General features: G+C 73.8%; 11 protein-coding genes. 8 read left to right on the top strand and 3 right to left on the bottom strand.

Annotation, left to right across the window (positions count from 1 at the left end):
* The 8 genes from JK361_RS04095 to JK361_RS04060 all read left to right on the top strand — a co-directional run.
* Positions 1–910 (top strand): beta-ketoacyl reductase (locus tag JK361_RS04095; RefSeq protein ID WP_201814208.1); only part of this gene is annotated, 910 nt, incomplete at its 5' end.
* Positions 911–1,005: 95 nt separating this feature from the next.
* Positions 1,006–10,380, top strand: coding sequence for an SDR family NAD(P)-dependent oxidoreductase (locus JK361_RS04090; RefSeq protein ID WP_443732157.1), 9,375 nt, complete (start codon positions 1,006–1,008; stop codon positions 10,378–10,380).
* The gene (locus JK361_RS04085; RefSeq protein ID WP_443732155.1) at positions 10,377–14,396 is read left to right on the top strand and encodes a type I polyketide synthase; all 4,020 of its coding nucleotides are present in this window, start codon (positions 10,377–10,379) and stop codon (positions 14,394–14,396) included. Before JK361_RS04090 ends, JK361_RS04085 begins: the two co-directional genes overlap by 4 nt.
* Entirely contained in the window at positions 14,393–15,154 is a 762-nt protein-coding gene (locus JK361_RS04080; protein ID WP_201814206.1) for a thioesterase II family protein, read from the top strand. Before JK361_RS04085 ends, JK361_RS04080 begins: the two co-directional genes overlap by 4 nt.
* Positions 15,155–15,213: 59 nt before the next feature.
* Positions 15,214–16,644, top strand: a complete 1,431-nt coding sequence (locus JK361_RS04075; RefSeq protein ID WP_201814205.1) for an MFS transporter — start codon at positions 15,214–15,216, stop codon at positions 16,642–16,644.
* A gap of 28 nt (positions 16,645–16,672) precedes the next feature.
* A complete protein-coding gene (locus JK361_RS04070) occupies positions 16,673–17,866 on the top strand; it encodes a cytochrome P450 family protein (protein ID WP_201814204.1) in 1,194 nt (397 codons plus the stop codon).
* A gap of 81 nt (positions 17,867–17,947) precedes the next feature.
* The gene (gene ccrA, locus JK361_RS04065; RefSeq protein WP_201814263.1) at positions 17,948–19,285 is read left to right on the top strand and encodes a crotonyl-CoA carboxylase/reductase; all 1,338 of its coding nucleotides are present in this window, start codon (positions 17,948–17,950) and stop codon (positions 19,283–19,285) included.
* Between the two features lie 56 nt (positions 19,286–19,341).
* Positions 19,342–20,553, top strand: a complete 1,212-nt coding sequence (locus tag JK361_RS04060; RefSeq protein WP_201814203.1) for a cytochrome P450 — start codon at positions 19,342–19,344, stop codon at positions 20,551–20,553.
* Positions 20,554–20,704: 151 nt separating this feature from the next.
* Here the strand turns inward: JK361_RS04060 and meaB are convergent, their stop codons facing one another.
* The 3 genes from meaB to JK361_RS04045 are packed head-to-tail and all read right to left on the bottom strand — an operon-like array spanning position 20,705 to position 25,695.
* Positions 20,705–21,709, bottom strand: a complete 1,005-nt coding sequence (gene meaB, locus JK361_RS04055) for a methylmalonyl Co-A mutase-associated GTPase MeaB (protein ID WP_201814202.1) — start codon at positions 21,707–21,709, stop codon at positions 20,705–20,707.
* A gap of 6 nt (positions 21,710–21,715) precedes the next feature.
* Complete coding sequence (gene scpA / locus JK361_RS04050; protein ID WP_201814201.1) at positions 21,716–23,890, bottom strand: methylmalonyl-CoA mutase; 2,175 nt, start codon at positions 23,888–23,890, stop codon at positions 21,716–21,718.
* Positions 23,890–25,695 carry a methylmalonyl-CoA mutase subunit beta gene (locus JK361_RS04045; protein ID WP_201814200.1) on the bottom strand — a complete coding sequence of 602 codons (1,806 nt, stop codon included), beginning with the start codon at positions 25,693–25,695 and terminating at the stop codon, positions 23,890–23,892. The genes scpA and JK361_RS04045 overlap by 1 nt, the downstream gene beginning before the upstream one ends.
* Positions 25,696–25,835 lie beyond the last annotated feature (140 nt).

Below are 25,835 nucleotides of genomic sequence, written 5' to 3'. Positions count from 1 at the left end.
GCTGTTCTCCTCCGCGGCCGGCGTTCTCGGCACGCCGGGGCAGGGCAACTACGCGGCGGCCAACGTGTTCCTGGACGCCCTCGCCGCCCACCGCGCCGCGGCCGGCCTGCCGGCGCTGTCCCTGCCGTGGGGCCTGTGGAGCGAGCGCAGTGAGCTGACTGCCTCGCTCTCCGACACGGAACGCGAGGGTGCGGGCCGGTCGGGCGTCCTCGGCCTGCCCTCCGAGGAGGCGCTGGGCCTCTTCGACACCGCGCGGAGCTGCGGAGAGCCCGTGCTGGTGCCGATCCGCCTCGACCACGCGGCGCTTCGCCGCCAGGACGTACCGCCGGTGCTCCGGCACGAGGTGCGCAAGCCCGCGCACGCCGCGCCGGGCACCGCACGGTCCACGTCCGCCCCCGCTCGGGAACAGCTCCTGGGGCTGCCCGAGGAGGAGCGCCGCACGGCCCTGCTGGACCTCGTCCGCACCCATGCCGCCGCGGTGCTCGGTCACCCGGGAACCGGCTCGGTGACGGCGGAGCACGCCTTCAAGGAGCTGGGCTTCGACTCGCTCACCGCCGTCCAGCTGCGCAACCAGCTGAGCGCGGCGACCGGTGTGAAGCTCCCGCCGACCGTCGTGTTCGACCACCCCACCCCGGCCGCCCTGGCCGACCACCTCGGCAGCGAACTCTTCGACGACGGCCCGGACCCGGACTCGGTCGCCGTCCTGGCGGAGCTGGACCGGCTCGAGTCCGCCCTGCTCTCCTCGCTGTCCCGGCTTCCGGACCCCGAGCAGGTGTCGTCCCGGCTGCGCGCTCTCGCCGCGAAGGTCGCCGGTACCGACGGCGGCGGCACGGACCTCGACCAGGAGATCGCCTCGGCCACGGCCGACGAGCTGTTCGGCCTCATCGACAAGGAATTCGGATCCGTGTGACGCGGACCGGTTCGAGGCGCTGAGCGGCACTTCCACGTGAACTTCGAAAGGCAATGGGCAAGGCGATGGCAGAGCAGGAAAAACTCCTCGAGTACCTGAAGCGGATGACGGCCGACCTCCGGCAGGCGAACCAGAGGCTCAGTGACGTCGACGCCAAGGCGCACGAGCCGGTCGCCATCGTGGGTATCGGCTGCCGTTTCCCGGGCGGGGTGCGTTCCCCGGAGGAGCTGTGGGAGCTGGTGGCCACCGGTTCGGACGCGATCTCCGGTTTCCCGGTGGACCGTGGCTGGGACCTGGAGGGGCTCTACGACCCGGACCCGGAGGCGCGCGGGAAGGTCTACACGCGCGAGGGCGGGTTCCTGCACGAGGCGGCGGAGTTCGACGCGGGGTTCTTCGGTATCTCGCCGCGTGAGGCGCTGGCCATGGATCCGCAGCAGCGGTTGCTGCTCGAGACCTCCTGGGAGGCCGTGGAGCGGGCGGGCATCGACCCCACCTCGCTGCGGGGCAGCCGCACCGGCGTCTACATGGGCCTGATGTACCACGACTACGCCCTGCACGCCGGCAGTGTGGCGGAGGACCTGGAGGGCCACCTCGGCGCCGGCACCGCGGGCAGCATCGCGGCCGGACGCATCGCGTACACCTTCGGCCTGGAGGGCCCCACCCTCACGGTCGACACGGCCTGTTCGTCGTCGCTGGTGACCTTGCATCTGGCCGTGCAGGCGCTGCGGCGCGGTGAGTGCACGATGGCCCTGGCGGGCGGTGTGACGGTGATGTCGTCGCCGGCCGCGTTCCTGGACTTCAGCCGGCAGCGCGGGCTCTCCCCGGAGGGCCGGTGCAGGGCGTTCGCGGAGGGCGCGGACGGCACCGGCTTCGGTGAGGGCGTGGGTGTCCTGGTGGTGGAGCGGCTGTCGGACGCCCTGCGGCTGGGGCATCCGGTGCTGGCCGTGGTGCGGGGCAGCGCGGTCAACCAGGACGGTGCGAGCAACGGTCTGACCGCGCCGAACGGCCCCTCCCAGCAGCGGGTCATCAGGCAGGCGCTGGCGGATGCGCGGCTCACCACGAGTGATGTGGACGCCGTCGAGGCGCACGGTACCGGTACGCGGCTGGGTGACCCGATCGAGGCGCAGGCGCTCCTCGCCACCTACGGCCAGGAACGGGACGGCGAACGGCCGCTGTTCCTGGGCTCGTTGAAGTCGAACATCGGGCATGCTCAGGCTGCCGCGGGTGTGGGTGGTGTCATCAAGATGGTGATGGCCCTGCGGAACGGGGTCCTGCCGAAGACGCTGCACGTGGACGCTCCGTCGTCGCACGTGGACTGGTCGGCGGGGGCGGTGGAGCTGCTGACCGAGCGGCGGGACTGGCCCGAGCTGGACCGGCCGCGCCGAGCCGCCGTCTCCTCGTTCGGGCTGAGCGGGACCAACGCCCACGTCATCCTCGAACAGGCCCCCGCGGCGGAGCCGGAAGCGGTGCCCGACCGGCCGCACGTGCTGCTCCCCTGGGTGATCTCGGCCAAGACCGAGGCGGCGCTGCGCGCACAGGCCGAGCGGCTGCACGCCTTCGTCACCGGCCGGCCGGAACTCGACCTGGTCGACACGGCGTACTCGCTGCTGAGCCGCCGCGGGTTCGAGCACCGGGCCGTCGTCCTGGCCGGGGACCGCGCCACTCTGCTGGCCGGGCTCGCCGCGGTGGCGGCCGGCGAACCCGCGGCCCACGTGGTGCGGGGTGCGCGCGGCGACGGCAAGCTCGCCTTCCTCTTCACCTTCCAGGGCAGCCAGCGGCTCGGCATGGGCCGGGAACTGTACGCGGCGTACCCGCTCTACACGGCGGCCTTCGACGAGGTGTGCACCGCCCTGGACCGGCACCTCGACCGGCCGCTCAAGGAGATCGTCTTCGCCGCCGAGGGCAGCCCCGAGGCCGCGCTGCTGGCCCAGGCCGAGTACGGTCACCCGGCGGTGTTCGCCCTGGAGGTCGCCCTCTACCGGCTCGTCGAGCACTGGGGCGTCCGGCCCGACGTCGTCTTCGGCGGCTCCAACGGCGACTCGGCCGTGCTGCACGTGACCGGCGCGCTCTCGCTGGAGGACGCGGCCGCCTTCGTCACCACGCGGGGCCGGCTGCTCCAGCAGACGCCGCCGGGCGGCACGATGGTCGCGATCGAGGCGTCCGAGGACGAGGTCCGCGCCTCCCTGGAGGGCCGCTCCGGCACGGTCGACATCGCCCTGGTCAACGGCCCGCGGCAGGTGGTCGTCTCCGGCGACGAGGAACTCGTCGCGCGGATCGGCGACGACTGGCAGGCCGCCGGCCGGCGGACCCACCGCATGTCCTTCGGCCGGGCGTTCCACTCCGCGCACATGGAACCGGTCCTGGAACCGTTCGTGGCCGCGGTCCGGGCCCTGGACTTCAACCGGCCCCGCATCCCCGTCATCGACTGCCTGGACGGCCGGCTCGCCGACCCGGCCGAGTTCTGCTCCCCGGAGTACTGGGGCCGCCACGTCCGCGGCGCCGTCCGGTTCCTGGACGGGATGCGCACCCTGGAGGCCGACGGCGTCCACACCTACCTGGAGCTCGGCCCGGTCGCGATGCAGTCCCTGATGGGACGCGAGTGCCTCGCCGAGGACAGCGACGCGGTGCTGCTGCCCACCCTGGCCGAGGGGCGTCCGGAGCCCGACACGCTGCTCACCGCCCTGGCCCACCTGTACGTACGCGGCACCGACGTCGACGCCGACGCCTTCTTCGGCCACCTCGGCCCGCGCCGCACCGAGCTGCCCACCTACGCCTTCGAACACGCCTCCTACTGGCTCGCCGACTCCCCGGCCGCCGGCGCCGCCCGGCCGGCCGAGCTGGGTCTGCGCGGCGCCGACCACCCGCTGCTGGGCGCGGCGGTGTCGGTGGCGGGCGCCGACGAACTCCTGCTCACCGGGCGCCTGTCGGCGCGTACCCACCCGTGGCTCGCGGACCACGCGGTGGCCGGCACGGTACTGCTGCCCGGCACCGCCTTCGTCGACCTGGCGCTCCACGCCGCCGACCTGTCCGGCTGCCGCACGCTCGAAGAGCTGACCCTTCAGTCCCCGCTCGTCCTGCCCGAACGGGGCGCCGTCCAGATCCAGTTGGCCATCGGCGCCGCGGACGCGGCGGGCCGGCGCACACTGACCGTCTTCGCCCGTCCCGAAGGCCAGGCCGACGGGCCGTGGACCCGGCACGCCACCGGCGCCCTCACCGCCGAGGACACCGCCGACGCCCTCGAAGGACCCGGCTCCGACCTGGCCCACTGGCCCCCGCAGGGCGCCCGCCCCCTCCCCGTGGAGACGCTCTACGACGACCTCGCCGCCGCCGGACTCGACTACGGCCCGGCCTTCCGTGGCGTACGCGCGGCCTGGCGGCGCGGCGCCGAGGTCTTCGCGGAGGTCGCCCTCTCCGAGGAGCCCGCCGAGGGATACGGCGTGCACCCGGCGCTCCTCGACAGCGCGCTGCACGTGTGGAGCCTCGCCGCGCCGGCCGCCCCGGGCCGGCCCCAGCTGCCGTTCCACTGGTCCGGAGTGCGCCTCCTCGCCACCGGCGCCGACACCCTGCGGGTACGGCTGGCCCCGGCCGGCCAGGACGCGATGGCCCTGACGGTGGCCGATCCGGCCGGACTGCCGGTGGCCACCGTGGAGTCGCTGGTGGTGCGGCCCGTCACCGCCGAGGCGCTGCGCACCTCGGCCACCGCGGACGCCCTGTACCGGCTCGACTGGCTCCCCGCGGAACCGGCGGAGCCGCTGGCCCCGGGCAGCTGGGCCGGCGTCGGCCCCGCCGCGGACGACCACTACCCCGACCTGCCGGCCCTCGCGGCCGCACTCGACGCCGGAGCGGCCCTCCCGGACGTGGTGGTCGTACGCGAGCAGCCTGCGCTCGACGACCTCCACGGCGCGGTCCACCGCACCTTGCGGCTGCTCCAGGAGTGGCTGGCCGACGAACGTTTCACCACCGCCCGGCTGGTCCTCGTCACCGGCGGCGCGACCGGGGAGCAGGTCACCCACCCGGCCGCTGCCGCGCTGCACGGACTGGTGCGCTCCGCACAGACCGAACACCCCGGCCGGTTCGTCCTGGTCGACACCGACCTGACCGGAGAGCCGCTCACTGCGGCGGTGCTCGGCACCGAGCCGCAGTTCCTCGTCCGCGGCGGCACCTGGTCGGTGGCCCGGCTCGCCCGGGCCGAGGTCCCCACCGGCGCCACCGCGTTCCGGCCGGACGGCACCGTCCTGGTCACCGGCGGCACGGGCACCCTCGGCGCGGCCGTCGCCCGGCACCTGGTGACGGCACACGGCGTCCGCCACCTGCTGCTGACCAGCCGCCGGGGCCCGGCGGCCGAGGGCGCCGAGGCGCTGGTGGCCGAACTCGGCGAGCTGGGTGCCACCGTCTCCGTCGTCGCCTGTGACGCGGCCGACCGGTCCGCCCTCGCCGGGCTGCTGGCCGGCATCCCCGCCGGACACCCGCTGACCGGCGTGGTCCACGCGGCCGGGATCGTGGCCGACGGACTGCTGGAATCCCTCACCTCCGAGCAGGCCGACGCGGTGCTCCGGCCCAAGGCCGATGCCGCGCTCCACCTCCACGAACTCACCCAGGACATGGACCTGGCGCACTTCGTGCTGTTCTCCTCCGCCGCCGGAGTGTTCGGCGGCGCGGGGCAGAGCGGGTACGCGGCGGCCAACGCCTTCCTGGACGGCCTGGCCGCCCACCGCCGCGCCGCCGGCCGGAGCGCGCTTTCGCTCGCCTGGGGCCTGTGGGGCGAACGCAGCGGCATCACCGGCCACCTGGCCGAGGCGGACCTCGCCCGTATCGAACGGGCCGGCTTCGCCCCGCTCACCTTCGAGGACGGCCTGGCGCTCTTCGACGCCTGCCTCGCCGCCGACCGGGCGGTCCTGCTCCCGATGCGGCTCGACACCGCGCCCCGGCCCGGCAGGGACGTACCGCCACTGCTCGGCGGACTGGTCCGCACGTCCCGCCGCACCGCACGGACGGCGGCCGCGCCCGCCACGACACTGCGCGACCGGCTGCGCGCGCTGCCCGCCGCCGAACGCGACGGTGCGCTGCTCGACGTGGTGCGCGCACACGCCGCGAGCGTCCTCGGCCACGCCACACCCGACGCCATCGGGGCCGGACAGACCTTCCGCGACCTCGGCGTCGACTCGCTCAGCGCCGTCGAACTGCGCAACGCGCTCGGCCCCCTCACCGGGCTGTCCCTGTCCCCCACCCTCGTCTTCGACTACCCCACCCCGGCCGCGCTGGCGGCGTATCTGCGCCGGGAACTCCTGGCGGAGGACACCACCGACACCACCGGCACCGCCGCACCCGTCACCGGCACGGACGACGATCCGGTCGCCATCGTGGGTATCGGCTGCCGTTTCCCGGGCGGGGTGCGTTCCCCGGAGGAGCTGTGGGAGCTGGTGGCCACCGGTTCGGACGCGATCTCCGGTTTCCCGGTGGACCGTGGCTGGGACCTGGAGGGGCTCTACGACCCGGACCCGGAGGTGCGCGGGAAGGTCTACACGCGCGAGGGCGGGTTCCTGCACGAGGCGGCGGAGTTCGACGCGGGGTTCTTCGGTATCTCGCCGCGTGAGGCGCTGGCCATGGATCCGCAGCAGCGGTTGCTGCTCGAGACCTCCTGGGAGGCCGTGGAGCGGGCGGGCATCGACCCCACCTCGCTGCGGGGCAGCCGCACCGGCGTCTACATGGGCCTGATGAACCGCGACTACCTCACCCGGCTGCGGGCCATCCCCGAGGAACTGGAGGCGTTCCGCGGCACCGGCACGGCGGGCAGCGTGGCGGCCGGCCGGCTGTCGTACACCTTCGGCCTGGAGGGGCCGGCCGTCACCGTCGACACGGCGTGTTCGTCGTCGCTGGTGACCCTGCATCTGGCCGTGCAGGCGCTGCGGCGCGGTGAGTGCACGATGGCCCTGGCGGGCGGTGTGACGGTGATGTCGTCGCCGGCCGCGTTCCTGGACTTCAGCCGGCAGCGCGGGCTGGCGGCGGACGGGAGGTGCAAGGCGTTCGCGGAGGGCGCGAACGGCACCGGCTGGGGCGAGGGCGCGGGCGTCCTCGTGGTGGAGCGGCTGTCGGACGCCCTGCGGCTGGGGCATCCGGTGCTGGCCGTGGTGCGGGGCAGCGCGGTCAACCAGGACGGCGCCAGCAACGGGCTGACCGCGCCCAACGGCCCCTCCCAGCAGCGGGTGATTCGGCAGGCGCTGGCGGACGCCCGGTTGAATCCGGCGGACGTCGATGCGGTCGAGGCGCACGGTACCGGTACGCGGCTCGGCGACCCGATCGAGGCGCAGGCGCTCCTCGCCACCTACGGCCAGGAACGGGACGGCGAACGGCCGCTGTTCCTGGGGTCGTTGAAGTCGAACATCGGGCATGCGCAGGCTGCCGCGGGTGTGGGCGGTGTCATCAAGATGGTGATGGCGCTGCGCAACGGTGTGCTGCCGAAGACGTTGCACGTGGACGCTCCGTCGTCGCACGTGGACTGGTCGGCCGGAGCGGTGGAGCTGCTGACCGAGCGGCGGGACTGGCCCGAGCTGGACCGGCCGCGCCGGGCCGCCGTCTCCTCGTTCGGGCTGAGCGGGACCAACGCCCACGTCATCCTCGAACAGGCCCCCGAACCCGAGCCGGCCGCCGACCCGGAGTCCGGTCCGGTCCCCTGGGTGATCTCGGCCAAGACCGAGGCGGCGCTGCGCGCACAGGCCGAGCGGCTGCACGCCTTCGTCACCGAGCGCCCGGAACTCGACCTGGCCGCCGCCGGACACGCACTGCTCACCACCCGCACCGCCTTCGAGCGCCGGGCCGTGGTGACGGCCCCGGACCGCGCCGAGCTCCTGCGCGGCCTGGCCGCCGTGGCCGCCGGGGAACCCGCCGCGGGAGTCGCCGAGGGCCGGCGACGCTCCGGCCGGCTCGCCGTCCTCTTCACCGGACAGGGCAGCCAGCGGCTCGGCATGGGCCGCGAGCTGTACGCCGCGTACCCCGTCTTCGCCACGGCGTTCGACGAGGTGTGCGCCGCCCTGGACCCGCACCTCGACCGGCCGCTGAAGGAGATCGTCTTCGCCGCCGAGGACAGCCCCGAGGCGGCCCTGGTCCACCGGACCGGGTACACCCAGCCCGCCGTCTTCGCCCTGGAGGTCGCCCTCTACCGGCTGATCGAGCACTGGGGCGTCCGGCCCGACGCCGTCGCCGGGCACTCCATCGGCGAACTGGCCGCCGCACACGTCACCGGCGTCTTCCCGCTGCCGGACGCGGCCGCCCTGGTCGCGGCGCGCGGGCGCCTGATGCAGGAGCTGCCGGCGGGCGGCGCCATGGTCGCCGTACAGGCCACCGAGCAGGAGGTGCTCGACCTCCTCGCGGAGGCGTCCGACCAGGTCGGCGTCGCCGCCGTCAACGGGCCGACCGCCGTCGTCCTGTCCGGCTCCGCCGACGCGGTGCTCGGCATCGCCGAACGGCTGCGCGGCATGGGCCGCAAGACCAAGCGCCTCGAGGTCAGCCACGCCTTCCACTCACCGCTCATGGACCCGATGCTGGACTGCTTCGCCGAGGTGGCGCACCGCGTCCGCTTCGCCCGGGCGGGCACCCCGTTCGTCTCCACCGTGACCGGCCGCCCGGTCACGGGCGAGGAACTCGGCAGCCCGGAGTACTGGGTGCGGCACGTCCGGCAGCCCGTGCGCTTCCACGACGCCGTGTCCGCCCTGGCGGCCGACGGCGTGACCACCTTCCTGGAGGTCGGCCCGGACGGGGTGCTGTCCGCGATGGGCCCCAACTGCCTGCCGGCGGACGCCGGTTCCGTCGCCTTCGTGCCCTGCCTGCGCGGCGGCACCGGTGAGGCGCAGAGCCTGACGAAGGCCGTGGTCCAGCTGCACACGCACGGCGTGCCCGTGGACTGGTCGGCGTTCAGCGGCACCCCGGTGGACTGGTCGGCGGCGTTCGACGGACCCCGCCCGCCCCGTACCGAGCTGCCCACCTACGCCTTCCAGCGGCAGCGCTACTGGCTCGACGCGCCGTCCGCGCCGCCGGAGGACCTGGGCGCCGCCGGAATCGGCACGGCGGACCACCCGCTGCTGGGCGCCGCCATCGAACTGCCCGGCTCCGACGGGCTGGTGTTCTCCGGCCGGCTCGCCGCGGACACCCACCCCTGGCTCGCCGAGCACACCGTCGCCGGGACGCCGGTGCTGCCCGCCTCGGCCGTGCTCGACATGGTCCTGCGGGCCGCGGACCAGACCGGCCTCGCGTTCATCGAGGAACTCGCCCTCGACACCCCGCTGGTCCTGCCCGGCCGGGGAGGCGTCCAGCTCCGGCTGAGCGTCGGCCCCTCCGGCGACGGCCCATCCGGCGACGGCCGCACCGTCGAACTGCACTCGCGGCCCGAGAAAAGCACGGGTCTCGGCGGCTGGGTCCGCAACGCCCACGGCACGCTGCGCCCCACCGGCCCCGCCCCGGACACCACGCTCGCCGCGTGGCCGCCGGCCGGTGCCGAACCCGCCGCGGCCGAGGACCTCTACGGGCTGCTCGCCAAGGCGGGACTCGACCACGGCCCGGCGTTCCAGGCCGTCCGGTCCGTGTGGCGCCGCGACGCCGAGCTGTACGCCGAGGTCGCCCTCGGACCGGCCGAGGCGCGGGAGGCGGACCGGTACGGCGTCCACCCCGTCCTGCTGGACGGCGCGCTGCACCCGCTCGCCCTGACCGGATCGGCCGGCCTGCTGCCCGCGTCCTGGTCGGGCGTGTCCGTGCACGCCACCGGCGCCACGGCCGTCCGCGTCCGGGTCGCCCCGGCCGCACCGGACGCCGTCTCCGTCCTGCTGACCGACCCGGACGGGCTGCCGGTCGCGTCGGCGGACCGGGTGGACCTGCGTCCCGTACCGGACGACCTGCCCCGCCCGGCGGCGGAGCGCAGCGCCACGGGGTCCGCGCCGGCCCGCCGCGCGGTCACGGCCGCGCCCGCCGCGGCGCCCGGGGCCAGGGAGCGGCTGCTCGCGCTGGCTCCGGACGACCGGGCCCGCACGCTGCTCGACATCGTCCGCCGCGGCACCGCCGTGGTCTTCGGGCACGCCGGCCCCGACGACGTGGACCCGGCGCAGTCCTTCAAGGACATCGGCATCGACTCGCTCACCGCCGTGGAACTGCGCAACCAGGTGACGGCGGCCACCGGCCTCCAGGTGCCGCCGACCGTGCTGTTCGACTGCCCCACCCCCGCCGCGCTCGCCGAGCGGCTGGCGGAGGAGGCCACGGCCGAGCTGTCCGGCGTGCGCGAACTCCACCGCGAACTGGACCGGCTGGAGGAGCTGCTGGACGCGCTGCCCGGCGAGGGCACGGAACGCGAGGAGATCCACGCCCGGCTGCGCGCCCTCACCGGCTCCCGGGAGCGGCCGGTGGACCGCCCGGAGGCGACCGACCTGGAGTCCGCCACCGCCGAGGAGATCTTCGACCTGCTGGACGCCGAACTGGAGTCGCCGTGAGCACGGAACCTGTGACCAACGAGGCGAAGTACCTCGACTACCTCAAGCGCGCGACGGCCGACCTGCGCGAGGCCCGCCGGCAGGTGCGCGAGCTGACCGACCGCCGGCACGAGCCGGTGGCGATCATCGGCATGAGCTGCCGCTACCCGGGCGGCATCGACGGCCCGGACGGGCTGTGGGAGCTGGTGTCGCAGGGCCGGGACGCCATCACCGGCTTCCCGGACAACCGGGGCTGGCCCGCCGACGGAACGGGCCGCGGCGGATTCCTCCACCACGCGGACGAGTTCGACGCCGACTTCTTCGGCATCTCCCCGCGCGAGGCCCTGGCCATGGACCCCCAGCAGCGGCTGCTGATGGAGGCGGCCTGGGAGGCGTTCGAGGCGGCCGGTCTCGACCCGTCCGCCGTCCGCGGCGAACCGGTCGGCGTCTTCACGGGCCTCAACCTGCACGACTACGCCACCCGGGCCGAGGCCCTCCCCGCCGAGGTGATGGGCTACCTCAGCACGGGGAACTCCGGCAGCGTCGCCTCCGGGCGGATCTCCTACTTCCTCGGCCTGGAGGGCCCGGCCGTCACCGTCGACACGGCCTGCTCCTCCTCCCTGGTGGCCCTGCACCTGGCGAGCCAGGCGCTGCGTCGCGGGGAGTGCGCGATGGCCCTGGCCGGCGGCGCGACGGTGATGAGTTCGCCCGGCGCGTTCGCGGACTTCGGCGCCCAGGGCGGTCTGGCCGCGGACGGACGCTGCAAGTCCTTCGCCGCCGCGGCCGACGGCACCTCCTGGGGCGAGGGCGTGGGCCTGCTCCTGCTGGAGCGGCTGTCCGACGCACGCCGGCTCGGGCACCCGGTGCTGGCCGTGGTGCGGGGCAGTGCCGTCAACCAGGACGGCGCCAGCACCGGGCTGACCGCGCCCAACGGCCGCGCTCAGCGCCGGGTGATCCGGCAGGCCCTCGCCGACGCCCGCCTGGACCCCGCGGACGTCGACGTCGTCGAGGCGCACGGCACCGGCACCCGGCTCGGCGACCCCATCGAGGCCCAGGCCCTGCTGGCCGCCTACGGGCAGAACCGGCCGGCCGGCAGCCCGCTCCGGCTGGGCTCGCTGAAGTCGAACATCGGACACACGATGGCGGCGGCCGGCGTCGGCGGCGTGATCAAGATGGTGCAGGCCATGCGGCACGGGACGCTGCCCAAGACGCTGCACGTCGACGCGCCGTCGCCGCAGATCGACTGGTCCGCGGGGTCCGTGGAGCTGCTGACCGAGGCACGGCCCTGGCCCCGCACGGACCGGCCGCGCCGCGCCGCCGTCTCCTCCTTCGGGATGAGCGGCACCAACGCCCACGTCATCCTCGAACAGCCCGAGGAACCCGCCGCCGCACAGCCCACCACGGCCGAGCGGTCCGGGCCCGCCGCCGTACAGCGGTCCGCTACGGCCGGGGAATCCGCCGCAGGTGCGGTGCCGGCCGGGCAGGCCGCAGCCGGTGCGGTGCCGGCCGGGGAGGCCGCCGGTGTGGCCGGCGGCCCCCTGCCGTGGGTGCTCTCCGCCCGCACCCCGCAGGCCCTTCGAGCCCAGGCCGCCCGGCTGCGCACGCACCTGCTCGACCACCCGGAACAGCCCGCCGCCGACGTGGCCTGGTCCCTGATCACCGGCCGCGCCGCGCTGGACCACCGCGCGGTCGTGGTCGCCGACGACCGCGACGGCCTGCTCGCCCGGCTCGGCGCCCTGGCCGACGGCCGGGAAGCCCCGGGGACGGTGCGCGGCACGAGCGCCGCCCGCACGGCCGGCCGCACCGCCTTCGTCTTCCCGGGCCAGGGCTCCCAGTGGCGGGGCATGGCCGTCGAACTCGCGGCCTCCTCCCTGGTCTTCAGGGACCGCCTGCGGGCCTGCGAGGAAGCACTCGCCCCGCACGTGGACTGGTCGCTGACCCGGGTCCTGCACGGCGAACCGGACGCCCCCTCCCTCGACCGGGTGGACGTGGTCCAGCCCGCCCTGTTCGCCGTCATGGTGTCGCTGGCCGCCCTGTGGCGGTCCTACGGCATCGGACCGGACGCCGTCGCCGGACACTCGCAGGGCGAGATCGCCGCCGCCTGCGTCGCCGGCGCCCTGTCGCTGGAGGACGCCGCACTGGTGGTCGCCCTGCGCAGCCAGGTCCTGACCCGGCTGGCCGGCCGCGGCGGCATGGCGTCGGTCGCCCTGCCCGCCGGCCGGGTGACCCCCCTGCTCGCCCCCTGGGCGGACCGGCTCGCGATCGCCGCGGTCAACGGCCCGGGCGCGACCGTGGTCGCCGGTGACGCCGACGCCCTCGACGCCTTCCTGGCGCAGAGCGAGACGGACGGGGTGCGGGTGCGCCGGGTCCCGGTGGACTACGCCTCCCACTCGCCGCAGGTCGAGGCCGTCCGCGAGGAACTGCTGACCCGTCTGTCCGTCGTCACCCCCAAACCCGCCGACGTGCCGTTCTACTCGTCGGTCACCGGCACCCCGCTCGACGGGACCGAGCTGGACGCCGACTACTGGTACCGCAACCTGCGCCGGACCGTGCGGTTCGAGGACACCGTACGGCTGCTCGTCCAGGACGGATTCCGCTACTTCGTGGAGACGAGCCCCCACCCCGTGCTCGTCGGCGGCATCACGGAGACGGCCGAGACCACCGAGGCCGGCCGCACCGTCACGGTGACCGGCTCGCTGGTGCGCGACGAGGGCCACCTCGGCCGCTTCCTGGCGTCGGCTGGCGAACTCCACGTGCGCGGCGCCGCCGTGGACTTCACCGCCGCCGTCCCGGCCGGCCGGCGCGTCGAGCTGCCGCGCTACGCGTTCCAGCGGCGCTCCTTCTGGCTGGCGTCCAGCCCCGCGGCGGCGCTGCCCGCCGCGCCCGCGCCCGCCGCGACCGCGCAGGAGGACACCGACACACTGCCGGCGATCCTGGCCCGCCTCGCCACCGACGACGAACGGGCCGCCGCGATCACCGACCACGTCCGCACGGCCGCAGCCACCGTCCTCGGCCACGCCACGCCGCAGGACCTCGACCCGGACCGGTCCTTCGTGGAACTCGGATTCGAGTCCCTGACGGCCATGCAACTGCGCAACCGGCTGCGGGACTCCAGCGGGCTGCCGCTGCCCGCCACGCTGATCTTCGACCACCCCACGGTCCACGCGCTGGCCGCCCACCTCGCGGAGCGCCTGGCACAGACGCCCGACGAGCAGACGGCCGGCGACCCGCTGACCGGACTGTTCCGGCGGGCCCACCGCACCGGCCGGCTCACCGAGGGCTTCCAGCTGCTGACCGCGGCCGCCGCACTGCGGCCGGACTTCGCGCGGCGCGCCGACGCGGACCGCTGGCCCGCCCCGGTCCGCGTCGCCGCCGGCCCTGGAGACCTCGCCGTCCTGTGCTTTCCCTCGCTCAGCGCCGTCTCCGGACCGCAGGAGTACCTGCGGCTCGGCGCGGCGCTCGGCGAGGCCGGCGAGGTCTGGGCGCTGCCGCACCCCGGCTTCGCGGCCGGCGAGCCGCTGCCCGGATCCGCCGAGGCACTGATCGCCGCCCAGGCCGAGACCGCACTCGAAGTCGCCGCCGGCCGCCGCACGGTGCTGCTCGGCCGCTCCTCCGGCGGCTGGATCGCGCACGCCGTCGCCGCCCACCTGGCCGCACTCGGCACCCCGGCCGCCGCCGTCGTCCTCGCCGACACCTTCGCCCGGAGCGCCGACCGGTCCAGCACCCGGCTGATGGTCTCGCAGCTGCTGGAGAACGAAGCGGCCGCCGAACTCCTCGACGACCAGCGGCTGGTCGCGATGGGCGGCTACTTCCGGGTCTTCGCGGACTGGACCCCGCACCCCCTGGACACCCCCGTGCTGCTGCTGCGCGCCACCGCCGAGGTCCCCGGCGCGCCGCAGGGCGAACGCGGGGCGGGCTGGGAGCACGCCCACCACGTGGTCGACGTACCCGGAGACCACTTCTCGATGCTCGACGAACACCATCGGACAACCGCCGACGCCATCGCGTCCTGGCTGCGCACGGAGGTACGGGGATGATCAACGCCCTGACTGCACGACAGCTCTGGATCCACCGCTTCCACGCGGCCCCCCGGGACACCGCCCCGACTCTGGTCTGCTTCCCCCACGCGGGCGGCTCCGCCAGCTACTTCCGGCCCCTCGCGGGCGCCCTGGGCCCCGTCGCCGAGGTGCTGTCCGTGCAGTACCCGGGCCGGCAGGACCGGCTCTCCGAGGAGCCGATCACGTCCATCCCCCGGCTCGCCGACGAGATCCTCACCGTGCTGGAGTCCCTGCCGCGGCGCCGGCTGGTGCTGTTCGGGCACAGCATGGGCGCCTGCGTGGCCTTCGAGGTGGCCCGCCGCATCGAGCGGGGCTCCTCGCTCGAACTGCTCGGACTGGTCGCCTCCGGCCGCACCGCGCCGCCCACCCTGCGCGACACCAAGGTCCGCCACATGGACGACGACGGGGTCATCGCCGAGATCCGCCGCCTGAACGGCACCGACGACCGGCTGCTCCTCGACGACGACATCATCCGGATGATCATGCCGGCCATCCGCGGCGACTACCTCGCGGTGGAGTCGTACCGGTACGAGCCGGGGCCCGCCCTGCGCAGCCCGATCAGCGTGCTCGTCGGCGACCAGGACCCGCAGGTCTCCGTCACCGAGGCCGAGGAGTGGCGCGACCAGACCGAGGGCGGCTTCACCCTGCGCACCTTCCCCGGCGGCCACTTCTACCTGGCTGAGCAGAAGGCACAGGTGGCCCGGGCACTGACCGAGGACCTGGCGCGCTTCAGCTGACCGCACCCCCGCCGGCGGCCCCGTCGCCGGTGAACCCCCCAACACAGAAAGAACGAGCAATGGCAAACGAAGCGGCTGCCCCGGCACGCCCGTCGTTCGGACTGACCGTCCTCGCCGTGTCCCTGCCGATGTTCATGGTCGCGCTGGACAACCTGGTGGTCACCAACGCGCTCGCGTCCATACGGAGCGACCTGGACGCCACGGTCCAGGGACTGCAGTGGGTCACCAACAGCTACATCCTCGGCTTCGCCAGCCTGCTGCTGGTCGCGGCCGGCCTCGGTGACCGGTACGGACGCCGCAAGGTGTTCGTCTCCGGGCTCACGCTGTTCGTGCTGTTCTCGGTCGGCTGCGCCCTGTCCACCTCGACCGAGGCGCTCGTCACCCTGCGCGCCCTCCAGGGCATGAGCGCGGCCGCCGTACTGCCGCTGTCGCTGACGATGCTGACCGTGGCCGTGCCGCCGGAGAAGCGGGGCGTGGCGATCGGCGTGTGGTCCAGCATCAGCAGCCTCGCCGTCGGCATCGCACCGCTGATCGGCGGCGCCATCACCACCGGCATCGGCTGGCACTGGCTGTTCTGGCTGAACGTCCCCATCGGACTCATCGCCGTACCGCTGGTGCTGCGCGTGCACGCCGAGAGCAAGGGCGCCGCCGTCGGACTGGACCCGCTCGGGCTGCTGCTCGGCGCGGCCGGCGTGCTCGCCCTCGTCTGGGCGATCGTGGACAGCAGCGACTACGGCTGGACCTCCGCCCGCGTCCTCGGCAAGTACGCCGCGGCCGCCGTCCTGCTGGTGGCGTTCGTGCTGTGGGAGCGCCGCACCACCGCACCGCTGCTGCCGCTGCGCATCTACCGCAGCCGCGCCTTCACCCTGACCAACCTCTCCTCCCTGGCCGTCTACTTCGGCCTGTTCGGTTCGATCTTCTTCCTGGCCCAGTACCTCCAGGTGGCCCGCCACCACTCGCCGTTCGTGGCCGGTCTGTGGACGCTGCCCTGGGCCGTGATGCCGACCATCTTCGCCCCGTACGCGGGCAAGCTCATCCCCAAGGTCGGCCCGGCCCGGCTGATCGCCGCCGGACTCGGACTGTCCGCCGTGGGCCTCGCCTGGTGCGCGCTGATCTCCGACCCCGGCACCGCCGACTGGCAGATGGTCGTGCCGTACATGCTGTGCGGCATCGGCACCGGTCTGATCTTCGCGCCCAGCGCCACCGTCGTCGTCAGCTCCGTCCAGCCCCAGGACATCGGCAAGGCGTCCGGCACCAACGCGACCGTCCGGGAGATCGGCAGCGCGCTCGGCATCGCCGTCCTCACCACCGTCTTCATCAACCGCGGCGGCAACTACACCTCGCCCGAGGCCTTCACCGACGCGGTGATCCCCGGTCTGTGGATCTGCGTCGCGGTCCTGCTGCTCGGCGGCGTGGTGGCGCTGGGCATCCCGGCCCTCAAGCCCCCCGCCGCCGCCCCCGCGCCGACCAAGCAGCCGGCTCTCGACTGAGTCACGACATCACAAGGAGCACACCCACATGGTCACCTTCGCCGACCTCTACGCCGAATACGGCGTGAAGTCCCCGCACGACCTCTTCGAGCGCCTGCGCGAGGAGCGCCCCCTCTTCCAGGTCCAGCTGCCCAACGGCGTGCCGCTGTGGCTCGTCACCCAGTACGCCGACTGCCGGGCGGGACTCGGCGACGCCCGCCTGTCCAACCGGATCGGCACCCGCATCGTCGCCCAGGACGTCCTGCCCGCCGAGATCCGCGCCAGCATGGGCACCCACATGCTCCGGGTCGACGGCACCGACCACACCCGGCTGCGGCGGCTGGTCTCCTCGGTGTTCACCGCCAAGCGGATCGAACGGCTGCGGCCGATGGTCGAGCAGATGACCAGCGACCTGCTGGACAAGATGGCCGTCCGGGAACAGCCCGACGCCATCCACGACCTGGCCTACCCGCTGCCGATGCAGGTGATCTGCGAGCTGCTCGGCGTGCCCGTCGCCGACCACGAGCGCTTCCGCACCTGGTCCAACGCCTACCTGGCAGGCGTGGGCACCCAGAACTTCCCCGTCGAGGTGGTCACCGAGTTCGTCCACTACGTCCGCGACCTCGTCCAGCAGAAGCGGGCCGAGCCGGACGACAAGCTGCTGTCGGCGATGATCGCCGCCCGGGACGACGAGGACCGGCTCGCCGAGCACGAGCTGACCTCGATGTGCTTCCTGCTCATCATCGCCGGCTACGAGACCACCGTGAACCTGCTGGGCAACGGCACGGCACTGCTGCTCGACCGGCCCGAGCTGGCCGACCGGCTGCGCGCCGACCACGAGGCGATCCCGGCGGCCGTCGAGGAGTTCCTGCGCTTCGAGAGCCCGGTGCCCGGCGCCAGCTTCCGGGTCGCCACCGAGACCCTGGAACTGGGCGGCCAGACCATCGAGGAAGGCGAGCTGGTCCTGATCTCCCTGCTCTCCGCCAACCGCGACGGGCAGGTCTTCCCCGACTCGATGTCCTTCGACGCCGAGCGCACCCCCAACCAGCACATGGCCTTCGGCTACGGCATGCACTACTGCCTGGGCGCCCCGCTGGCCCGGCTGGAGGCCCACATCGCCTTCCGCCAGCTGCTGGAGCGCTTCCCCCGGATGGAGCGCCTGGACCCGTCGGCCGCCCTGAGCTGGCGGCCGGGCCTGGTGATGCGTGGTCTGACCGAACTGCCCGTGAAGCTCAACCAGTAGTCCCTCCGTCAGGTGGTGGCGGGCGCGGCCACCACCTGACGGCTCCGTAACCCCCCCCTGGAACCAAGGGAGTCTGCAGTGATAGCCGATCTCGTCGCCGCGATCGAGTCACCCGACGCGGAGACGCGCGACTTCGCGTCCCTGCCGGTACCGGAGTCGTACCGTGCCGCCGTGCTGTTCAAGGACGAGCAGGACATGTTCGACGGCCTCCCGGTCGGCGACCGGGAACCCGCCAAGGCCCTGCACATCCACGATGTACCCACCCCGGAGCCCGGCCCCGGCGAGGCCCTGATCGCCGTCATGGCGAGCTCCGTCAACTACAACACGGTGTGGAGCGCGCTGTTCTCGCCCGTGCCGACCTTCGCCTTCCTCGAACGCTACGCCCGCACCGGCGGCCCGGCCGCCCGGCACGACCAGCCCTACCACGTCATCGGCTCCGACCTGTCCGGTGTGGTCCTGCGCACCGGCCCCGGAGTGCGCCGCTGGCGCCCCGGTGACCGCGTGGTGGCGCACTGCCTGTCCGTGGAGCTGGAGGACGCGGCCGGCCACGACGACACCATGCTCGACCCCGAGCAGCGGATCTGGGGCTTCGAGACCAACTACGGCGGGCTGGCCCACCTGGCGCTGGTGAAGGCCAACCAGCTGATGCCCAAGGCCGCCCACCTGACCTGGGAGGAGGCCGCCGCACCCGGTCTGGTCAACTCCACCGCCTACCGCCAGCTCGTCTCGCGCAACGGCGCCGGCATGAAGGTCGGCGACACCGTGCTGATCTGGGGCGCGGGCGGCGGCCTCGGCTCGTACGCCACCCAGTACGCGCTGGCGGGGGGCGCGATACCGATCTGCGTGGTCTCCAGCGAGCAGAAGGCGGCGATCTGCCGCGCGATGGGCGTCGAGTCGATCATCGACCGCAGCGCGGAGGACTACCGGTTCTGGCGGGACGAGCACACCCAGGACCCCCGGGAGTGGAAGCGGCTCGGGAGCAGGATCCGCGAGCTGACCGGCGGCGAGGACGTGGACATCGTCTTCGAGCACCCGGGGCGGGAGACCTTCGGTGCCTCGGTCTACGTGGCCCGCAGGGGCGGCACCGTCGTGACCTGCGCCTCCACCTCCGGCTACCGGCACGAGTTCGACAACCGCTACCTCTGGATGCACCTCAAGCGCATCATCGGGTCCCACTTCGCCAACTACCGCGAGGCGTGGGAGGCCAACCGGCTCGTCGTCAAGGGCCGCATCCATCCCACCCTCTCCCGCACCTACCCGCTCACCGACGTCGGCGAGGCGGTCGGCGACGTCCACCGCAACCGGCACCACGGCAAGGTCGGCGTGCTGTGCCTGGCCCCGCAGGAGGGCCTCGGCGTCACCGACCCCGAGCTGCGCGAGCGGCACGAACCGGCCATCAACCGGTTCCGCACCACCTGATCGGCGGCCCCTTCACCGGCACCGCCATCCCCCCCACCGACAGATTGGCAGTACACATGACCGACAACCCGGTCGAGAAGGACACGCTCGCCTACCCGTTCGAGCGGCCCAACGCGCTCGAACCGTGTCCGCACTACAAGCGGCTGAGGGAGACGGGTCCGTTAGCGGACATCCGGATGCCCAGCGGGGACCACGCCCTCCTCGTCACCGACTACGACGCGGTGCGCACGGTGCTGTCCGACGCCCGTTTCAGCCGCGCCGCCACCGCCCGGCCCGGCGCGCCCCGGATCGGGACCGAGCCGCAGAACGCCAAGAACCTGCTCAGCATGGATCCGCCGGAGCACACCCGCGTCCGCCGGCTGGTGTCCCGCGAGTTCACCGCCCGCCGGGTGGCGGCCCTGCGGCCGCGCATCCAGGGCTGCACCGACGAGCTGCTGGACGCGATGGAGCGGACCGGGGCGCCGACCGACCTCGTCCCCGCCCTCGCCTTCCCGCTGCCCGTGACCGTCATCTGCGAACTGCTCGGCGTCCCGCTCGACGAACGCGAGCAGATCGCCGAGTGGTCCGGCACCGTCCTGTCGACGGTCTCCCTGCCGGTCGAGCGGATCGTCGCCGCCCACACGGGACTCGCCACCTACCTGGGCGGGCTCATCGCCGCCAAGCAGCGCGAGCCCGGCGACGACCTGCTCTCCGCCCTGGTGTCGATCCACGAGGCGGACGCCGAACGGCTCGACGAGGAGGAACTGCTCCACCTGGCCATCACCCTCCTGATCGCCGGGCACGAGACCACGACCAACCAGATCGGCAACAGCGTCCTGGCCCTGCTGACGCACCCCGAGCAGTTCGAGGCGGTGCGCCGCGACCCCGGCACGGTCCCCGCCGCCGTCGAGGAACTGCTGCGCTTCGTGCCCCCGGGCGACGAGGCGACCCTGCGCATCGCCACGGAGGACGTGAAACTGGGCGACACCCTCGTGCCCGCGGGCACCGCGGTCCTGGCGTCCCTGGCCTCGGCCAACCGCGACGCCGCGCAGTTCACCGATGCCGACACCCTGGACGTCGCCCGCACCCCCGGCGCCCAGCACCTGACGTTCGGCTACGGCATCCACTACTGCCTCGGCGCGGGACTGGCCCGCCTGGAGCTGGAGATCGCGCTCGAGAGCCTGCTGCGCAGATTCCCGTCCCTGCGGCTGGCCGTGCCGGCCGAGGAGGTCCCGCGCTCCTCCGGCCGGCTGATCCACGGGGTCACGTCCCTGCCCGTCGCCTGGTAGAGAAGGCCATCGAGCCCGCCCGTCGCCCGGTGGAGAAGGCCATCGAGCCTGCCCGTCGCCCGGTGGAGAAGGCCGTCGGGCAGGTCCACGCCGTCCGTGCCGAGGTCACCACCGGCCCGCTCCGCCCGACTGTGCGGGGCGGGCCGGTGCCTCAGCTTCCGGCGGAGGGCGCCGTACGCCCCTCGAAGGCCGCCAGGATCCGTTCCGCCGCCAGGGTCGCCGTCAACCGGCCCTCCCTGACCTGCCGTTCGAGATCCGGGGCGGCCTCGCGGACCGCCGGGTCGGCGTACAGCCGGCCGAGCAGCTCGTCACGGACCATCGCCCAGGTCCAGCCGACCTGCTGGTCCCGGCGCTTGGCGGCCAGCCTCCCGGTGGAGTCCAGCAGCGTACGGTGCTGCTCCAGCCGCTCCCACACCGTGTCCAGGCCGGCCGACTCGCGGGCGCTGCAGTGCAGCACCGGAGGCGTCCAGAAGGCGTCCTTGCCGTGCATCAGCCTGAGCGCGCCCGCCAGCTCACGCGCCGCGGCCCGGGCGTCGCGCTCGTGCGGGCCGTCCGCCTTGTTGACGGCGATCACGTCGGCCAGCTCCAGGACACCCTTCTTGATGCCCTGAAGCTGGTCGCCGGTGCGGGCAAGGGTCAGCAGCAGGAAGGAGTCGACCATCTCGGCGACCGTGGTCTCCGACTGGCCCACGCCGACGGTCTCCACGAGGATCACGTCGTAGCCGGCCGCCTCCATCACCACCATCGACTCCCGGGTGGCCTTGGCGACCCCGCCCAGCGTGCCCGCGCTGGGGGAGGGGCGCACGAAGGCGTCCGGGTCCACCGCCAGGCGCTCCATCCGGGTCTTGTCGCCCAGGATCGAACCGCCGGTGCGCGTGGAGGACGGGTCCACGGCGAGGACCGCCACCCGGTGGCCCAGCGAGGTCAGCATCGTGCCGAACGCGTCGATGAACGTCGACTTGCCGACACCGGGCACCCCGCTCACGCCGATCCGTCGCGCCCGGCCGCTGTGCGGCAGCAGCTCGGTGAGCAACTGCTGGGCCAGCGCCCGGTGCTGTGGCCGGGTGGACTCGACGAGCGTGATGGCACGGGCCACCAGGGCCCGCTTACCGTCGAGCACACCCTTCACATACGTGTCGAGATCGATCGCTGCCATCGGCGGCTACAGCTCGTGGCCGAGGCCGGCCGACAGCCGCTTGACCAGGTCGTGGGCCGCGTCCGGGATCACCGTACCGGGCGGGAACACGGCCGTGGCGCCCATCTCCAGGAGCGTCGGCACGTCCTGCGGCGGGATCACCCCGCCGACCACGATCATGATGTCCTCACGGCCCTCCTCGGCGAGCTGCTCGCGCAGCGCCGGGACGAGCGTGAGGTGACCGGCGGCCAGCGAGGACACCCCGACCACGTGCACGTCCGCCTCGACCGCCTGCCGGGCGACCTCCTCCGGCGTCTGGAACAGCGGGCCGACGTCGACGTCGAAGCCGAGGTCGGCGAACGCGGTCGCGATCACCTTCTGGCCGCGGTCGTGGCCGTCCTGGCCCATCTTGGCGACCAGGATGCGCGGCCGGCGCCCCTCGGCCTCCTCGAACGCGTCCACCAGGGCACGGGTGCGGTCCACGGACGGCGACTGGCCTGCTTCGTTGCGGTACACACCGGAAATCGTACGGATCTGGCTCGCGTGCCGTCCGTACACCTTCTCCAGGGCGTCGGAGATCTCGCCGACGGTCGCCTTGGCGCGGGCCGCGTGCACGGCCAGCTCCAGCAGGTTGCCGTCGCCGTCGGCCGCCCGGGTGAGCGCGTCCAGCGCGTCCCGGCAGGCGGTCTCGTCCCGCTCCGCCCGCAGCCGCCGCAGCTTCTCGATCTGCTGGGCGCGCACGGAGGAGTTGTCGACCTTGAGGACCTCGATCGCCTCGTCGTTCTCCACCCGGTACTTGTTGACGCCGATCACCGGCTGCCGCCCGGAGTCGATGCGGGCCTGGGTGCGGGCCGCCGCCTCCTCCACGCGCAGCTTGGGGATGCCGGCGTCGATGGCCTGCGCCATGCCGCCCGCCTGCTCGACCTCCTGGATGTGCGCCCAGGCCTTGCGGGCCAGGTCGTACGTCAGCCGCTCCACGTAGGCACTGCCGCCCCACGGGTCGATGACCCGCGTGGTGCCGGACTCCTGCTGGATGAGCAGCTGGGTGTTGCGTGCGATGCGCGCCGAGAAGTCGGTCGGCAGCGCGAGCGCCTCGTCGAGCGCGTTGGTGTGCAGCGACTGGGTGTGGCCCTGGGTCGCCGCCATCGCCTCCACGCACGTGCGCGTGACGTTGTTGAAGACGTCCTGCGCCGTCAGCGACCAGCCGGAGGTCTGCGAATGGGTGCGCAGGGACAGCGACTTGCCGTTCTTCGGGTCGAACTGCGAGACCAGCTTGGCCCACAGCAGCCGGGCCGCCCGCATCTTGGCGATCTCCATGAAGAAGTTCATGCCGATCGCCCAGAAGAAGGAGAGCCGCGGCGCGAACGCGTCCACGTCCAGGCCCGCTTCCCGGCCCGCGCGGATGTACTCCACGCCGTCCGCGAGGGTGTACGCCAGCTCCAGGTCGGCCGTGGCACCGGCCTCCTGGATGTGGTAGCCGGAGATGGAGATGGAGTTGTACCGCGGCATCTTCTGCGAGGTGTACGCGAAGATGTCGGAGATGATCCGCATCGACGGCTTCGGCGGATAGATGTAGGTGTTGCGGACCATGAACTCCTTCAGAATGTCGTTCTGAATGGTTCCGGCCAGCTTCTCGGGCGGTACGCCCTGTTCCTCCGCCGCCACGATGTACAGCGCCAGCACCGGCAGCACGGCGCCGTTCATCGTCATCGACACGGTCATCTTGTCCAGCGGGATGCCGTCGAACAGCTGCCGCATGTCGTAGATCGAGTCGATGGCCACGCCGGCCATGCCGACGTCACCGGTCACGCGCGGGTGGTCGCTGTCGTACCCCCGGTGCGTGGGCAGATCGAAGGCGACCGACAGGCCCTTCTGACCGGCCGCCAGGTTGCGCCGGTAGAACGCGTTGGACTCCTCGGCGGTGGAGAAGCCCGCGTACTGGCGGATCGTCCAGGGCTGGTTGACGTACATCGTCGGGTAGGGGCCGCGCAGGTACGGCGCCATGCCCGGGTAGGTGCCCAGGAAGTCCAGGCCCTCCAGGTCACGGCCGGTGTACAGCGGCTTGACCCCGATGCCCTCCGGGGTCTCCCACAGCGGCTGCCCGGCCCCGGTGGCCCGCTCGACGGCCGCACTCCACTCGTCGTGGCTGCCGTCGGTGACCGGGGTTCCCAGCTCGATGCCGGAGAAGTCGGGGATTCCCATCAGGACACTCCCATGCGGTCGAGGGTCGCGGACAGCACGTCCACGGCGTCACAGCCCGCGAAGACGTACGAGTCGATGCCGGGGTAGTCGCCCCGGCCCGCCAGGAACACCTGCCGGGCACCGGCCGCGCGCAGCGACTCGGCCGTCGGCCCGGCCTGTTCGGCGTAGAGCGCGTCGCTGGAGCACAGCACGGCCTCGGTGGCCCCGCTGTCCTCGAAGCTGCCCTCGGTGACCGGTTCGATGCCGCCGGCCTGGAAGAGGTTGGCGGCGAAGGTCGCGCGCGCGGTGTACGCGGCGGGCGAGCCGATCGTCGCGAGGTAGATCCGGGGCCGGGCGCCGGTCGCCGCCAGATGGGCGTCGGAGCGGGCGCGCAGCTCCTCGTACGCCTCGTCGCGGCGCACGCGCGGCAGACCGCCCGAGGGCGGCTCCGGCGCGGGCGTCCGCTCCACCGGCTTCTCGGCCAGCAGCGGGAACTCGCTGACCCCGGTGATGGGTTCACGCCGCTTGGCGAGCCGCTTGGACCGCTCCGCCCAGGTCGTCGCCAGGTCGGTGCGGATCCGGCCGGAGCGCAGCACGGCCGCCTGGCCGCCGTCGCGTTCGACGGACCGGAAGAACTGCCAGGCGGCCTCGGCGAGTTCGTCCGTCAGCCGCTCGACGTACCAGGAGCCGCCCGCCGGGTCGATGACCCGGGCCAGGTGGGACTCCTCGATCAGGATGGAGGAGGTGTTGCGGGCGATCCGCCGGGCGAACGCGTCGGGCAGCCCGAGCACGTGGTCGAACGGCAGCACGGTCACGGCTTCGGCGCCCCCGACCCCGGCGGCGAGCGTCGCCACCGTGGTGCGGAGCATGTTCACCCACGGGTCACGGCGGGTCATCATCACCGGCGAGGTCACCGCGTGCTGCACCTGTCCGCCCGCGGCCGGCGCCCCGCACACCTCGGCGACCCGTGCCCACAGCCGGCGCGCCGCGCGCAGCTTGGCGATGGTCAGGAACTGGTCGGCGGTGGCCGCGTAGCGGAACTCCAGCTGCGCGGCGGCCTGCTCGATGCCGAGCCCCGCCTCGGTCAGCTCCCGCAGGTACGCCACGCCGGTGGCCAGGGAGGCGCCCAGCTCCTGCGCCGCCGAGCCGCCCGCCTCGTGGTACGGCAGGGCGTCCACGGTCAGCGCGCGCAGGCCCGGGTACTGCTCGGCGCAGCGCGCGGCCAGCGCGGCGTACGGCGCGAAGTCGAGCGGTGTTCCGGTACGGGCCTCGTAGCCGAGCGGATCGCCGCCCAGGCCGCCCCGTACGGCCTCGGCGTCGACGCCCTTGGCCGCGTACAGCCGCAGCAGGGCCTCGGCGGCCTGCTCGGTGTCGCGGCCCGCGTCCAGGACGACCGGCGCCAGGTCGAGGTAGACGCCGTCGAGGGCACGGCCCAGGTCGGAGACCGGGATGCCGCCCTCGCCCACCACCAGCCAGAGGGAGGTGCCGCCGTTCTCCAGGTCGGCGAGCACGGCGTCCTCCGTGAGCGCCGTGTGCCGCTGCCGTACGTCCCAGCCGCTCGTGATGCCGCCCGCCGGGCGGCTGCCCCGCACGAAGGGGGCGAAGCCCGGCAGGCCGGGGTCGGGCGCGCTCTCGCGCGCGGTGTACAGGGGCCGGGTGCGCAGCCCGTCCTCCAGCGTCGTGGACAGGGCGTCCTCAGCTGCCTCGCCGGAGTGTTCCTTGCCCGACTTGCGTAGTACGCCCTCGACCAGGCGTTGCCACTGCTCGTGCGTCGCGTCAGGGAACTCGGCGGCCAGTGAGAGCCCGTCGTCAGGCAGGACCGTCATGGAGCGGATGCTAGGCCAGGGCGCGGAACCGGGGGTGCACGGCGGGCTGTGAGGTTTCTCTTCTTGCGGTGGTGACCGGTGCCGCTTTCGCTCCGGACGGCGGATCCCGACGGTTCGGCGGACCCTTTCTTCCGGGTCTG

Source organism: Streptomyces musisoli (assembly GCF_016741855.1).
GTDB classification, from domain to species: Bacteria; Actinomycetota; Actinomycetes; order Streptomycetales; family Streptomycetaceae; genus Streptomyces; species Streptomyces musisoli.
The sequence above is the reverse complement of the archived record's forward strand: the minus strand, read 5'-3'. Positions and strand labels throughout refer to the sequence as shown.